The sequence below is a fragment of the Promicromonospora xylanilytica genome (assembly GCF_054782895.1).
The window spans coordinates 284,650-298,896 of record NZ_BAAGRP010000002.1; the positions used below are offsets into that span (position 1 = coordinate 284,650).

Genomic DNA, 14,247 nt, shown 5'->3' on the forward strand with positions numbered 1-14,247 from the left:
TGGGGAGGCAAGCAGTGAGGCAAGCACGAGTTGGACAAAGAGGCCCGCTCGCGACGGTCGCCGCGTGTGCCGCCGTAGCTCTGACGGTCGCCGGGTGCACCCCGAACGACACCGAGTCCCAGAGCGAAGGCCCGGTCACGCTGGAGACCTGGATCAGCCAGGACATGGAGACACTGTTTCCGGGCGATGCCGGGTCCTACGACCCGATCAGCGTGCTGGACGTCGTCTACGACGGCCTGGTCCGGTACGACCCGGAGACCACGGAGCCGTACAACTACGTGGCCGAGTCGATCGAGGCGGGCGACGACAACACGGTCTGGACCATCAAGATCAAGCCGGACCTCACGTTCCAGAACGGCGAGCCCGTCGACGCCGAGGCGTTCGCCCGCTCCTGGAACTACACCGCCGACGGCGACAACGGCCTGTACTCCAACTACTTCTTCACCGTCGTCGAAGGCTACGAGGAGATGCAGCCCGAGACCGACGAGAACGACGAGATCGTCAAGGAGGGCGCGGCGGACGAGCTGTCCGGCCTGAAGGTCGTCGACGACCTGACGCTCGAGGTCACGCTGAACGCCCCGTTCGCGGGATTCTCCACGATGCTCGGCTACACCGGCTTCTTCCCGATCGCCCAGGAGTGCCTGGACGACGTCGAAGCGTGCGCCAAGGCGCCCATCGGCAACGGCCCGTTCCAGGTGACCGACTGGCAGCAGGGCCAGGAGCTCACCGCCGAGAAGTGGGCCGACTACCCGCTGGAAGAGACCCCGGAGTACGACTCGATCCACTGGACGGAGTACTCGGCGGGTGAGACCGCGAGCTGGGCCGACTTCAAGTCCGGCGACATCGACATCTCGTTCCCGCCGACCGCGGAGGTCGAGGCAGCGAAGAACGACCCGGAACTCTCCGAGCGGTACGTCGAGCGCCCCGGTTCCGCCCTGACCTACATCGGTTTCTCCGGGTACACGGACGGCCCGTGGAACGACAAGGAGTTCCGCAAGGCGATCTCGATGGCGATCGACCGCGAGGGCATCGTCTCCTCGCTCGGCTCCGGCCAGGCGATCCCGGCCGACTCCTGGGTGGTCCCCGACGGCGTGCCGGGCGGCGAGGCAGGCACCTGCGAGTGGTGCACCTTCGACCCGGAGGCCGCCAAGGCGGCGCTCGAGAAGGCGGGCGGCTGGCCCAAGGGCGAGAAGCTGCAGATCAGCCTGGGCGACGACGAGGCAGAGGTGGAGCGCTTCACCGCGATCGGCAACTCGATCGAGGAGGTGCTCGGCATCCCGTACGAGCTCAACGTCGACCCGGACTACTTCAGCACCCGGGCCGCACAGGGCTATGACGGCATGTTCCGGAACAACTGGTTCCCCGACTACCCGCTGAACGAGAACTACCTCAGGTTCTACGCTTCCGGCTCGGCGAAGGACAGCCAGTTCGGCTGGTACAGCAAGAAGTTCGAGGACAAGCTCGACGAGGCGGACGCCGCGCCGACGCTCGACGACGCGGTGGCGCTCTACCAGGAGGCGGAGGGCATCCTCGCCGACGAGTTCCCGACGATCCCGTTCACCTGGAGCTTCAGCGCGACGTACTACAGCGACCGGCTGGAGAACGTGCAGCTCAACCCGTTCTCGGGCGCGCCGATCCTGCGCGAGATCGAGATCGCGGAGTAACCGACCCACCCCGCTCTGTGTCAGACGTACAGGTCACCCCGGTGATCTGTACGTCTGACACGTGACAGATCAGTACCACCCGAAGGAAACCATGGGTCGCTACATCCTCAGGCGTGTGCTGCAGGCGGTCGGCACGCTGCTCCTCGTGATGCTGCTGCTGCATCTGCTCACGACCGTCGCCATCCAGCTCAACGGCAACCCGGCGCAGGCGTTCTTCGGGGACAAGGTCGCGACGCCGGCGCAGATCGCCGCCGTCGAGCAGCGCTTCAACCTCGACGACCCCTGCTTCGACCAGGTCGGCAACCCGTGCGTCGGCCCGTTCGTGGAACGCCTCGGCCAGTACGCACAGGGCGACTTCGGCACCAACCTGCGCGGCCGTGAGGTCTCGGACATCGTCGCCGCGGCGGCGCCGAACACGATCCGCCTCTTCTGCGTCGTCCTGGTCACCTGGCTCGCCCTCGGCATGGTGCTCGGCTCCGTCGCCGCGCGCTGGCGCGGCTCGCCCAGCGACCACGGCATCCGGCTCACCTCGGTGCTCATCGACGCGTTCCCCGTCTTCGTGCTGCTGATCGTCTACCGCTACGTCGTCGCCGTACCGCTGAACGGGTGGGCCGAGCGGACCTTCGGCGAGAACAGCTGGCCCCCCTACTGGTTCAAGCCGTCGTTCGACCCCGAGCACCCGTGGGCCACCGTCCTCGTGCCGGGCATCCTGCTCGGCCTCGCCGGGTCGGCGGCGTTCATCCGCCTGGTCCGCGCGGGCCAGCTCGAGTCCTACCAGGGCGACCACGTGCGCACCGCCCGCTCGAAGGGGCTCGGCGAGCGGCACGTCGTGGTGCACCACGTGGTGCGCAACTCGTCGGTGCCCGTCGTGACCGCCGTCGGCCTGACCTTCACCGAGGCCCTGGGCGGGGCCGTGATCACCGAGGGCCTGATGAACATCTACGGGATGGGCGGCGTCCTGTGGGGTGCCGTGCGGGACGACGACGTCGGCCTCGTGCTCGGCATCGTGACCCTGCTGGCCGCCGTGACCGTCGTCGTGATGATCGTCGTCGACATCGCCTACGCCCTGCTCGACCCGAGGATCCGCTATGAGTGACGCAGCCACCCCCACGCCGACGGCGGGGCCGGCCGGAGGGCCGTCGAACCCGCTCGCCGAGGCCTGGCGCACGCTGCGCCGCCGGCCCGACACCATCATCGCGACCGCCGTCCTCCTGCTCTTCGCGGTGATGGCGGCCTTCCCCCGGCTCTTCACCACGACGAGCCCGCGGTCGTGCCCCATCAGGGAGGCGCGCACCGACCCGCAGGGCTGGGGCGGCGACCACCCCCTCGGCACCGACGCGCTCGGGTGCGACGTGCTGGCCACGATGGTGCACGGCGTGCGGCCGTCGCTGCTGCTGGCGGTCGTCGTGGTCGGCGTCTCGCTGGTCATCGGTGTCACGCTCGGCCTGCTCGCCGGGTACTACCTCGGCTGGGTGGACTACCTGGTCTCGCGGACCGTCGAGGTGTTCCTCGTGATCCCGCTGCTGCTGGCCGCCCTGCTGGTGCTCTCCCTGTTCAAGGGGATCGACCTGGGTGCGGGGACGTTCAACGTGATCCTGCTGCCCGCCGTCGTGCTCATCCTCTTCGGCTGGATGCCGTACGCCCGGTACGTCCGGGCCAGCACCCTGGAGGCCAAGAACCTTGACTACGTCACCGCCGCCCGCTCCCTCGGCGCCTCCGACCTGCGCGTCATGGTGCGGCACGTGCTGCCGAACGCGATCGGGACGGTCACCGCGCTGCTGCCCACGTCGGTGGCCGGCGTGATCAGCGCCGAGGCCGTGCTGTCCTTCCTGGGCATCGGGGTGCGCCCGCCCGCGACGAGCTGGGGCATCCAGATCGAGCAGGGCTCGCAGTGGGTGCTCGGCGGCGCCCCGCACATCCTCCTCGCGCCCCTGATCTGCCTGGTCGCGACCGTGCTCGCACTGGTGGTGCTCGGCGACGCCCTGCGCGACGCCCTCGACCCGAGGCTCACGGCATGAGCGCCGTCACGAGGCCGGTCCCGAACGGCGCCTCGGACTCGGCCCCCGGCGCGGCGTCGAGCGGCGCGGCGTCGGGCGGCGCCCTGCTCGAGGTCAGCGATCTCGCCGTCGAGTTCCGTACCGCGGCAGGCCGGGTCCTGGCCGTCGACGGGCTGTCGTACCGGGTCGAGGCCGGCCGCACCCTCGCGATCGTGGGCGAGTCCGGCTCGGGCAAGTCCGTCTCGTCGCTGGCCGTGCTGGGCCTGCTCCCGGACACGGCGCGCGTCACGCGCGGTAGCGTCCGCCTGGCCGGCACCGACCTGCTCGGCCTGAGCCGCAAGGAGCACCGCGCGCGCTGCGGCGACCAGGTGGCGATGGTGTTCCAGGACGCCCTGGCGGCACTGAATCCGGTACACACCGTGGGCTACCAGCTCACGGAGGCGCTCAGGGCGCGACGCGGGATGTCGCGGACCGACGCCCGCAAGCGCGCCGTCGAGCTGCTCGACCTCGTCAAGGTGCCGAACGCCAGGGCCCGCGTCAAGGAGTACCCCCACCAGTTCTCGGGCGGCATGCGCCAGCGCGTCATGATCGCCTCGGCTCTGGCGATGGACCCTGACGTGCTCATCGCGGACGAGCCCACCACGGCCCTCGACGTCACGGTGCAGGCGCAGGTGCTGCGGCTCCTCGCCGAGATCCAGGCGGAGCGGCAGATGGGCCTCGTGCTCATCACGCACGACCTGGGCGTCGTGGCAGGCGTCGCCGACGACGTCACGGTCATGTACTCAGGGACCGCCGTCGAGCAGGCACCCGTCGGGCCCGTCTACACGACGCCGGCGCACCCCTACACGCGTGCGCTCCTGCGGTCGATCCCCTCGGCGTCGGGCACCGGACGGCTGTCCGTGATCCCGGGCCGCCCGCCCAGCCCTGCGGCGGTGCCGGCGGGCTGCCCGTTCCACCCGCGCTGCGACGCGGTCCGCGACGTCTGCCGCACCGTCGTGCCGCCCGCGGCTGTCCCGGCAGAGGGCCGGATGTCGGCGTGCCACTTCGCCGCGGACATCATGGCGGGCAGGGACCCGGCGGCCGACGACGGCGCGGGTACCGACACCGACACCGGAGGCCACGATGACTGACCCCGTGCTCGAGGTGCGCGACCTCGTCAAGCACTACCCCGTGCGCAACGGCCTGTTCCGCCGTTCCGTCGCCTCGGTGAAGGCCGTCGACGGCGTCTCGCTGCGCCTGGACCGGGGCCGCACCCTGGGCCTGGTGGGCGAGTCCGGCTCCGGCAAGTCGACGCTCGCCCGGGTACTCGTCGGTATCGAGCGGCCGACCAGCGGCCAGGTGCTCGTGGACGGTGAGGACGTGCTGCACCTGTCCCGCGCGGGCCGCAAGCAGCTCCGCCGCGACGTGCAGATGGTGTTCCAGGACCCGTACACGTCGCTGAACCCGCGGATGTCGGTGAGCGAGATCGTGGGCGAGCCGTTCGCGATCCACGGCATCGACCCCGCGGGCGGACGACGGGCCGCCGTGGGCGAGCTGCTGGAGCTCGTCGGCCTCGAACCCGACCATGCGAACCGTTACCCGCACCAGTTCTCGGGCGGCCAGCGGCAGCGCGTCGGGATCGCCCGCGCTCTCGCGCTGCGACCCAAGATCCTGGTGTGCGACGAACCCGTCTCCGCGCTGGACGTCTCGGTGCAGGGCCAGGTCATCAACCTCCTGGAGGACCTCCAGGCCGAGCTGGGCCTGTCGTACCTGTTCGTGGCGCACGACCTGGGCGTGGTGCGGCACATCGCCCACGACGTCGCGGTGATGTACCTCGGTCGCATCGTCGAGCAGGGGCCGGAGGCCGGCGTGTACGACGCGGCCCAGCACCCGTACACGCAAGCGCTGCTGTCGGCGGTGCCCGTGCCCGACCCGTCCGTCCGGCTGGTCACGGCGGGCACCCCGGCCACCGGGGCGGGCGCACCCCGAGCCGCCGGCACGGCCGAACCCGGCAGCGCGGTGCGCGCCGTCGGCGCGATCGTCCTGGAGGGCGACCCGCCCTCTCCGGTCGACCCGCCGTCCGGCTGCCCGTTCCACACCCGCTGCTGGCTCGCCCCGACGCTGCCGGAGGCGCACCGGGACTCGAGTGCGTCCGGAGACCCGACCGGCCACCCTGGCGGCGGCGTTCGCCCGGTCCCGACGGTGTGCGAGACCGAGCAGCCGGCACTGGTCGCGCGCCGCGCCGCGGGATCCTCGCGCGCTGTCGGCGCTGCCGGCGCAGAGCCGGCCGCCGCTGACCACGTGGTGGCCTGCCACTTCGCGCGAGAGCTGGTGGCACCTAGGGTCGACGCATGACGCGTGTCCTGGTTGTCCTGAACTCGCCCACCAGCCTGATGGGCCGGCTCGAACAGTGGCTTCCCGAAGCCGGCCTCGAACCTGTCCTCACCCCCGGTGCGGAGCTTCCCGAGAGCCTGGAGGGGTTCGCCGGCGTCGTGCTGCTCGGCGGGGGCTTCATGCCGGACGACGACACGAACCACCCGTTCCTCGCCCGCGAGCGGCGGCTGACCACCCAGGCGCTCGCCGACGGTGTGCCGCTGCTCGGCCTGTGCCTCGGCGGCCAGCTGCTGGCGCACGTCACGGGCGGTGACGTGACCGCCCGGTCGGGCGAGACCGAGCGCGGCATGTGCCCGCTCACCGTGCTTCCCGCGGCGTCCCGCGACCGGGTCTTCGGTGACCTGCCGGGTGTGCCGGACGAGCCGCTGTGGATGATCGAGAACCACGAGGACTCGGTGACCGCCCTCCCGCCGTCGGCGACGCTGCTGGTCTCGAGCGGGGACTGCCCGATCCAGGCCTTCCGCGTGGGCGACGTGGCGTGGGGCCTGCAGTTCCACCCCGAGGCCCGTCCGGAGCGCGTGGCCACGTGGGACGAGGCCGCGCTGTCGGAACAGGGCATCGACCGGGCCGCGCTGGCCGAGGCGGCGATGGTCCACGCTGCCGAGAACGAGGCGCAGTCGCGTGCGCTCGCCCGGGCCTGGGCCGACGTCGTCCACGAGCACGCGAAGTAGCCGGCGCCAGGACCGCGTACCGGCGCCGCCGAACCAACCGACGCAAGGAGCCAGGACATGGTGTCGACAGGAACGCACAGCGACGGGATCCCGGTGGTGGCCTACCGGATCGCCAGGGCGTCGGGTGAGGTGCTGGCCGCACGCCAGGACCACCTGGACTTCTACGCCGCCTCCACCGTGAAGCTCGCGGTGCTGGTCGCCGCGGCGCGTGAGCTCGACGCCGGGACGGCGAGCCTCGACGAGGTCTGCACCGCGACCCGCACCTTCACGTCACAGGTGCCCGGAGCGGGCGAGTACACCATCGAGCCCGACGACGTGGACGACGGGCTCCCGCCGGACGGCACCCCGATGCCGCTGGGCGACGTCGTCGAACGCATGATCACCGTCTCGTCCAACGAGGCGACCAACATGGTCGCCGACCGGGTGGGGCTGCCCGCCGTGAACAAGGTCCTCGCCGACGCCGGTGCGACCGGCTCGGTCTTCGGCCGCAAGTACTCGGACCTGGCCGCGGAAGAGGCGGGAGCCTCGCACCGGACGACGGCGGCCGACCTGTGCCTGCTCATGTCGGCCGTGGTGGCCGGGAAGCTCGCGGGCCCGGAACGGACCGCCTGGATGTGCGAGCTGCTCGGCCGCCAGACCGATCGCCAGCTCACGGCCTCGGTACCGCACGGTGTCCCGTTCGGATCCAAGTCCGGGTGGGTGGACGGCATCAGGCACGACGTCGCGTTCGTGGGCGAGCCGGGCCCGGACACCCTGGTGGTCTCCGTGTGCACCCGTGGCTACGACGAGCGGGCCGCCGAGGAGACCCTCAAGGCTCTGGGCGCCCTGGCCCTCGCTCTCGCGTAGCCCTCCCCTCCAGCACCGGCGGGGTTGCCTCGCGCATCCGTTTGCTATTGAATGCGTCTGCAATAGCGGCGAGCCAAAGGAGGCAACGTGCTGACCACCGGCGCGACACAGACCCGACCCGGCAGCCTGGTGCAGGTCGACCGCAGGGAGAACCTGTTCAACCAGGGCTTCCATCTCGTGCGGTCGGGCGTCCTCGCCCCCGGCCTCCGCGTGCACCGGGATGTCGGCGCGATCTGGCAGCTCATCACCTGGGGCCCGTCCATCGCGGGCGGCTACCGCGCCAGCGCCGTGCGCGCCCCGCACCAGACAGCGGTCGTGGACGAGCGGCGGAGCTCGTCGTTCGGCGAGCTCGACGACCGCACCGACCGGCTCGCCAACGCCCTCGCGGCCCTGGGGATCGGCGTCGGCACCCCCGTCGGCCTGATGTGCCGCAACCACGGCGGACTCATCGAGACCATGGTGGCGCTGGCCAAGCTCGGCGCCACCACGCTGCTGTTCAACTCCGGCCTGTCCCCCGTGCAGGTCTCGGCCATCGTTGCCGAGCAGCAGCCGGCCCTCTTCCTCGCGGACCAGGAGTTCCTCGACAAGCAGCCGGACCTGCCGGCCGGGCTCCGGGCCCGCGACACCTGGACCGACGAAGGCGCCTCCGACCTCGACACCCTCATCGCCTCGGGCGCCTCGACCCGGGTGCCCGTCCCGGAGCGGCCGGGCAGGACGGTCGTCATGACGTCCGGCACCACGAGCACGCCCAAGGGGGCGCGCCGTCCGCAACCGCACGGGCTGAGCGAGGCGGCGTCGCTGCTGTCCGTCATCCCGCTCCGGACCGGCGACCGGATGATGATCGCCACGCCGATCTTCCACACCTGGGGGCTCGCCGCCCTGCAGCTCGGCATGGCACTGCACGCGGAGCTGGTCCTGCAGCGCCGGTTCGATCCCGAGCAGGTACTCCGGACGATCGAGGAGCGACGGGTGACCGCGCTGATCGCGGTGCCTGTCATGCTGCAGCGCATCCTCGACCTGCCGCCAGAGGTGCGGGCGAGGTACGACACGTCGTCGCTCCGCGTCGTCGCCTACTCCGGCTCGGCCATGCCAGCCGCCCGGATCACCCAGTTCCTCGCCGAGTTCGGCCCCGTCCTCTACGGCCTGTACGGCTCCACCGAGGCCTCGTGGGCCTCGATCTCCACGCCGGAGGACCTGGCCGCGGAGCCGACGACGGCGGGACGCCCGCCCCTGGGCACCCGCATCGGCATCCTGGACGACGACGGCCGGCCGGTGCCGCGCGGCGCCGTCGGCCAGATCTGCGTGGGCAACGGCATGCTGTTCGAGGGCTACACGAACGGCACCGGCAAGCCGATGTTCGGCGACCTCATGGCCACAGGGGACCGTGGCCGCCTCGACACGGAGGGCCGCCTCTACGTGGAGGGCAGGGCCGACGACATGATCGTCTCTGGCGGCGAGAACGTCTTTCCGCGCCCCGTGGAAGACGCGATCACCGCCATGCCGGAGGTCGCGGACGTCGCCGTCTTCGGCGTGCCCGACGAGACGTTCGGCAACCGGTTCGCCGCGTACGTGGTGCTGCAGGACGGGGCGACGCTCACCGCCGAGACCCTGGTCGACCGCCTCCGCGACCGGCTGCCGCGCTTCGGGCTCCCCCGCGACGTCTTCTTCCTCCCGGAGCTCCCCCGCAACCCGACAGGCAAGGTCCTCCGCCGAGCCCTCCCCACACCCCCTTCTCGTTGAGTGCTGGGTTCTTGCCCTGTCGAAACGTTTTGACAGGGCAAGAACCCAGCACTCAACGAGGGGTGGGTAGGAGGGTGCGGATCTGCCAGAGGCCTGCCGCCACCTCTGCGAAGCTCGTGCTCAGCGGGGACAGGCCGACGCGCAGGCCCTGGGGCGGGCGGAAGTCCGGCACCACCCCGCGCTCCCAGGCCTGCGCGACCACACGCTTGAAGTCCGGGTGGTCGAGCATGATGTGGCTCCCCCGGCGCTCCGGGTCGCGCGGAGAGGCGACCCGGACGCCGGTCAGGTACTCGTCGGCGATCTCCATCGCGAAACCGGTCAGCGCCAGCGACTTCGCGCGCACGGCCGGCATCCCCGCCTCCTCGACGAGCTCGAGCATGTCGCGCATCGGCAGCATCCCGATCACCGGCGGAGTGCCGCTGATGAGCTGGCGGATCCCGGTGGCGGGCTCGTACTCGGGCCCCATCGCGAACGGGTCGGCGGCCCCCATCCAGCCCTGGACCGGCTGACGCACCTCGTTCTGCAGACCGGCGGCGAGGTAGGCGAAGGCGGGCGAGCCCGGCCCGCCGTTCAGGTACTTGTACGTGCAGCCGACGGCGATGTCCACGCCGTCCGCGTCCAGGTCCAGGGGCACCGAGCCCGCGGAGTGGCAGAGGTCCCACAGGACGAGCGCCCCGGCGTCGTGCACGATCCGCGTGATCGCGGGGAGGTCGGCGACGTAGCCGGACTTGTACGCGACGTGGCTGAGCAGCACCAGGGCCGTGTCCTGTCCGACGGCGGCCGCGACGTCCTGCGGTGTCACGCCCGCCTCGGCGTCGGGCGTGATCCAGCGCAGCTCCAGGCCGCGCTCGGCGGCGATGCCCTGCAGCACGAACCGATCCGTGGGGAAGTTCTCCGTGTCGGCGACGATCACGCGGCGCCCCGGCCGGGCGTCGACGGCGGCGCGGGCCAGCTTGTAGAGCAGCACCGTCGTCGAGTCCGCGACGACGGTCTGCCCCGGCGCGGCACCCAGGACGGCCCGGCCGAGGGTGTCACCGAGCTCGGTCGGCGCGTCCATCCAGCCCTCGTCCCAGGACCGGATCAGGCGTGCGGCCCACGGCCCGTCCACGAAGGACGCCAGCCGCTCGCGGGTCGCGGCCAGCGGCCGGCCGAGCGAGTTGCCGTCAAGGTAGGCGATCAGGCCCTCGCTCGGGACGAAGAGGTCGCGGTACCGGGCCAGGGGATCGGCCGCGTCAAGCGCGGCGGCCCGCTCGCGCAGCTCGGCGGGCAGATAAGCGGGCAGGCTGACGGACAGGTCCAGGTCGGCGGGTGCAGCGGGATCGGTCACAGGTGCTCCAGGTCGCTCGGCTTCGGCCCGAGCGTACGTCCTGAACAGCACGGCCTGAACCGGTCCGTGCAGTCGAACCCTTGCGCCCACGCTGCGGCGTCAGTAATGTCCGTGCCACCACGCCTGCAAAAACTCGACAGAATCATGCACTTTTATTAACAGCAGGTAGCAAGTACCGAAGTTCCATCCTGACGACGAGCCCGTCAAAGAGGACGGGAGATCGGGGACGACGATGTTCCGCACCACAGCACCACGCCAGGCGCCGGATCGGGCGCGCAGACCGGGATCGGCTCCGGCTCTCCTGGCCGCGCTCACCATCACAACGCTCACGGCGGCCTTTCTCGTGCCCCCGTCGGCCGCAGCGGAATCGGCCGCGGCCACCACCCTGTCCGACGCCGCCCCCGCGGCGGCCAGCAGCAACAACGCGCCCTACCTGGCCGGCAACCTGACCGACGGCGACCAGGGCACCTACTGGGAGTCGACCAACGGCAGCCTCCCGCAGTGGGCGCAGGTCGACGTCGGTACCGGCGCGACCGTCGAGGAGGTGGTGCTCAGCCTGCCCAGCACCTGGGAGGCCCGCACCCAGACGATGTCGGTCCAGGCCGGCACCGACGGCTCCACCTTCACCACCCTGGCAGCGAGCGCCGAGCGCCGGTTCGACCCGGCGCGGGGCAACACGGTGACGATCGACGTTCCGGACACGGAGGCGCGGTACGTCCGGGTGGCCGTGACCGCCAACAGCGGCTGGCCGGCCGGTCAGCTCTCGGAGCTCGAGGTGCGCGGCACGCGGGCGGCGCCGGACCCGGACGAGCCCGTGGAGGGGACCGATCTCGCGGCGGGCCGCACGATCGAGGCGTCGTCGACCCAGTGGACCTATGTCGCGGCGAACGCCAACGACGGGGACGTCTCGACGTACTGGGAGGGTGCCGGCGGGCAGTATCCGAGCACGCTTGCGGTGACCCTGGAGCCGGCGGCCGAGCTGGACGCCGTCGTCGTGAAGGTGCCGCCCGCGGCAGCCTGGGGGCCGCGCACCCAGACGTTCGAGGTGCAGGGCCGCACGGGTTCCGGTGACGCGTGGGCGACGCTCGCACCGTCGGCCGGCCACGCCTTCTCGCCCGCGACGGGCAACTCGGTGACCGTTCCCGTGACCGGTACGGCGCGCGAGGTGCGGCTCCGGTTCACGGGGAACACGGGGTCGGGCAACGGGCAGGTGGCCGAGCTGCAGGTGTACGGCGCCCCCGCGGCGAACCCGAACCTGACCGTCACCGGCGTCACCGCCGACCCGGCGTCGCCCACGGAATCGGACGACGTGACGCTGTCCGCCGTCGTGAAGAACATCGGCACCGAGCCGTCGTCCGCGACGGACGTCTCGTTCACCGTCGACGGCGACGAGGTGGGTACCGCCGAGGTGGGTGCCCTGGAGGCGGGCGCCGAGGCCACGGTCACCGCGGACATCGGCTCGCGCGCGGCGGGATCGTACGAGATCGGGGCGGCGGTCGATCCGTCGGGCGCGGTCGTCGAGCAGTCGGAGAGCGACAACTCGTACGCACACCCGGACCCGCTGGTGGTGACCGAGGTCGCGAGCTCGGACCTGGTTCCGACCGTGTCCTGGACCCCGACCACTCCCGCGGCCGGCGAGACGGTGACGTTCTCGGCCCGGATCGCGAACCGCGGCACGCTCCCCACGGGCTCCGGCCCGCACGACCTGACGCTCACCGTGAAGGACGACGCCGGAACGGTCGTCCGCACCCTGACGGGCTCGGTCCCCGGCACGATCGCCGCGGGCGGTACCAGCCAGAGCGTGGACCTGGGTTCGTGGCCCGCCGCCGACGGCGCGTACGACGTGACGGTGACGGCGGCGGCGGACTCGACGGAGGTCGCGGCCAAGCGCGCGAACAACGAGGTCACGCAGTCCCTGTTCATAGGGCGCGGTGCGAACATGCCCTTCGACACCTACGAGGCGGAGGACGGCGTCGCGGGTGGCGGGGCGGTCGGCGTCGGGCCCAACCGGGTGGTCGGTGACCTCGCGGGCGAGGCGTCCGGCCGCCGGGCGGTCACGCTCGACCAGACGGGTGCGTACGTCGAGTGGACCACGCGCGCGTCGGCCAACTCCCTGGTGGTGCGGTTCTCCATCCCCGACGCGGCAGGTGGCGGCGGCACCGAGGCAACGCTGGCCGTCTACGTCGACGGCGAGTTCCTCAAGAACATCGACCTGACCTCGCGCTACGCGTGGCTGTACGGCAACGAGGCGAACCCGGGCAACCAGCCGGGCGCCGGCGCGCCCCGGCACGTGTACGACGAGGCGAACACCCTGCTCGGCACCACCGTCGAGGCGGGCTCGACGATCCGCCTGCAGAAGACGGCGAGCAGCACGAGCCGGTACACCGTCGACTTCGTCGACCTGGAGCAGGTGGCGGCCCAGGCCAACCCGGACCCGGCCCGGTACGTGGAGCCCGACGGGTTCTCGCACCAGGACGTCCAGGACGCGCTCGACCGGTTCCGGATGGACTCGACGGGCAACCTGACCGGCGTCTACCTTCCTGCCGGCGACTACCAGACCGCCAGCAAGTTCCAGGTCTACGGCAAGGCGGTCGACATCGTGGGCGCGGGGCCGTGGTTCACGCGGTTCCACGCACCGGCCGGCCAGGAGAACACCGACATCGGGTTCCGGGCGGAGGGGACGGCGAACGGCTCGACGTTCCGCGACTTCGCCTACTTCGGCAACTACACCTCGCGGATCGACGGCCCCGGCAAGGTCTTCGACTTCGCCAACATCTCCGACATGACCATCGACAACATCTGGGTCGAGCACATGATCTGCATGTTCTGGGCGGCCAACATGGACGACTCGGAGATCAAGGACTCCCGGATCCGCAACACGTTCGCCGACGCCCTGAACATGACCAACGGCAGTGCGAACAACCACGTGCACAACAACCAGGCGCGCGGCACCGGGGACGACTCGTTCGCGCTGTTCGCGGCCACCGACGCAGGGGGCAGCGGCCAGCGGGGCAACGTGTTCGAGAACCTGACGTCCACGAACACGTGGCGTGCCGCCGGCCTGGCGGTCTACGGCGGGCAGGACAACACGTTCCGCAACATCTACATCGCCGACACGCTGGTCTACTCCGGCATGACGATCAGCTCGCTGGACTTCGGGTACCCGATGGAGGGGTTCGGACCGGCGCCGACCACCTTCGAGGGCATCTCGGTGGTGCGCTCGGGCGGGCACTTCTGGGGTGACCAGGTCTTCCCCGCGGTGTGGCTGTTCTCGGCGTCGAAGCCGTTCACGGCGATCAGGATCAACGACCTCGACATCGCCGACCCGACGTACTCGGGGATCATGTTCCAGACCCAGTACGTCGGCGGCCAGCCGGTCAACCCGATCGAGGACACCGTGTTCACGGACGTGTCGGTCACGGGCGCCCAGCGCAGCGGCGACCAGTACGACGACCGGTCCGGGTACGGCATCTGGGCCAACCCGATGCCCGAGCAAGGCCAGGGACCGGCCGTGGGTTCGGTGACGTTCGACGGCCTGACTCTGGAGAACAACTACCGCGACATCGTGAACGACACGTCGACGTTCACGATCAACCGCAACTGAACAGGGCCCGCCCCACCTGTCAGAA

10 protein-coding genes are annotated in these 14,247 nt (G+C 71.3%); 9 read left to right on the forward strand and 1 reads right to left on the reverse strand.

Annotated elements, in window-relative coordinates; genetic code table 11:
• Positions 1 to 164: 164 nt before the first annotated feature.
• From ACYVK7_RS02980 to ACYVK7_RS03015, 8 genes are all read left to right on the forward strand, one after another.
• On the forward strand, positions 165 to 1,664 hold the full coding sequence (locus tag ACYVK7_RS02980) for a peptide ABC transporter substrate-binding protein (RefSeq protein ID WP_460886185.1): 1,500 nt from the start codon (positions 165 to 167) through the stop codon (positions 1,662 to 1,664).
• Positions 1,665 to 1,755: 91 nt separating this feature from the next.
• On the forward strand, positions 1,756 to 2,760 hold the full coding sequence (locus tag ACYVK7_RS02985) for an ABC transporter permease (protein WP_460886186.1): 1,005 nt from the start codon (positions 1,756 to 1,758) through the stop codon (positions 2,758 to 2,760).
• Complete coding sequence (locus tag ACYVK7_RS02990; protein WP_460886187.1) at positions 2,753 to 3,682, forward strand: ABC transporter permease; 930 nt, start codon at positions 2,753 to 2,755, stop codon at positions 3,680 to 3,682. The genes ACYVK7_RS02985 and ACYVK7_RS02990 overlap by 8 nt, the downstream gene beginning before the upstream one ends.
• Positions 3,679 to 4,791, forward strand: coding sequence for an ABC transporter ATP-binding protein (locus ACYVK7_RS02995; RefSeq protein ID WP_460886188.1), 1,113 nt, complete (start codon positions 3,679 to 3,681; stop codon positions 4,789 to 4,791). The genes ACYVK7_RS02990 and ACYVK7_RS02995 overlap by 4 nt, the downstream gene beginning before the upstream one ends.
• Positions 4,784 to 5,995, forward strand: a complete 1,212-nt coding sequence (locus ACYVK7_RS03000) for an ABC transporter ATP-binding protein (protein ID WP_460886189.1) — start codon at positions 4,784 to 4,786, stop codon at positions 5,993 to 5,995. The genes ACYVK7_RS02995 and ACYVK7_RS03000 overlap by 8 nt, the downstream gene beginning before the upstream one ends.
• Positions 5,992 to 6,705: a type 1 glutamine amidotransferase gene (locus ACYVK7_RS03005; RefSeq protein ID WP_460886190.1), complete on the forward strand. Its 714-nt coding sequence runs from the start codon at positions 5,992 to 5,994 to the stop codon at positions 6,703 to 6,705. The genes ACYVK7_RS03000 and ACYVK7_RS03005 overlap by 4 nt, the downstream gene beginning before the upstream one ends.
• Positions 6,706 to 6,762: 57 nt before the next feature.
• Positions 6,763 to 7,551 carry a serine hydrolase gene (locus ACYVK7_RS03010; RefSeq protein WP_460886191.1) on the forward strand — a complete coding sequence of 263 codons (789 nt, stop codon included), beginning with the start codon at positions 6,763 to 6,765 and terminating at the stop codon, positions 7,549 to 7,551.
• Positions 7,552 to 7,638: 87 nt separating this feature from the next.
• Complete coding sequence (locus ACYVK7_RS03015; protein WP_460886192.1) at positions 7,639 to 9,291, forward strand: AMP-binding protein; 1,653 nt, start codon at positions 7,639 to 7,641, stop codon at positions 9,289 to 9,291.
• A gap of 52 nt (positions 9,292 to 9,343) precedes the next feature.
• Here the strand turns inward: ACYVK7_RS03015 and ACYVK7_RS03020 are convergent, their stop codons facing one another.
• Positions 9,344 to 10,618, reverse strand: coding sequence for a kynureninase (locus tag ACYVK7_RS03020; protein ID WP_460886193.1), 1,275 nt, complete (start codon positions 10,616 to 10,618; stop codon positions 9,344 to 9,346).
• A gap of 232 nt (positions 10,619 to 10,850) precedes the next feature.
• Between ACYVK7_RS03020 and ACYVK7_RS03025 the strand changes: the two genes are divergently transcribed.
• Positions 10,851 to 14,222: a discoidin domain-containing protein gene (locus tag ACYVK7_RS03025; protein WP_460886194.1), complete on the forward strand. Its 3,372-nt coding sequence runs from the start codon at positions 10,851 to 10,853 to the stop codon at positions 14,220 to 14,222.
• The last annotated feature ends 25 nt before the right edge of the window (positions 14,223 to 14,247 follow it).

What these genes read in the sequence shown, in the direction of transcription:
- ACYVK7_RS02980 (WP_460886185.1), top strand. Translation starts at nt 165, where the DNA reads ATGGAGACACTGTTTCCGGGCGATGCCGGGTCCTACGACCCGATCAGC.
- ACYVK7_RS02995 (WP_460886188.1), top strand. Translation starts at nt 3,679, where the DNA reads ATGAGCGCCGTCACGAGGCCGGTCCCGAACGGCGCCTCGGACTCGGCC.
- ACYVK7_RS03010 (WP_460886191.1), top strand. Translation starts at nt 6,763, where the DNA reads ATGGTGTCGACAGGAACGCACAGCGACGGGATCCCGGTGGTGGCCTAC.
- ACYVK7_RS02990 (WP_460886187.1), top strand. Translation starts at nt 2,753, where the DNA reads ATGAGTGACGCAGCCACCCCCACGCCGACGGCGGGGCCGGCCGGAGGG.
- ACYVK7_RS03005 (WP_460886190.1), top strand. Translation starts at nt 5,992, where the DNA reads ATGACGCGTGTCCTGGTTGTCCTGAACTCGCCCACCAGCCTGATGGGC.
- ACYVK7_RS03025 (WP_460886194.1), top strand. Translation starts at nt 10,851, where the DNA reads ATGTTCCGCACCACAGCACCACGCCAGGCGCCGGATCGGGCGCGCAGA.
- ACYVK7_RS03000 (WP_460886189.1), top strand. Translation starts at nt 4,784, where the DNA reads ATGACTGACCCCGTGCTCGAGGTGCGCGACCTCGTCAAGCACTACCCC.
- ACYVK7_RS02985 (WP_460886186.1), top strand. Translation starts at nt 1,756, where the DNA reads ATGGGTCGCTACATCCTCAGGCGTGTGCTGCAGGCGGTCGGCACGCTG.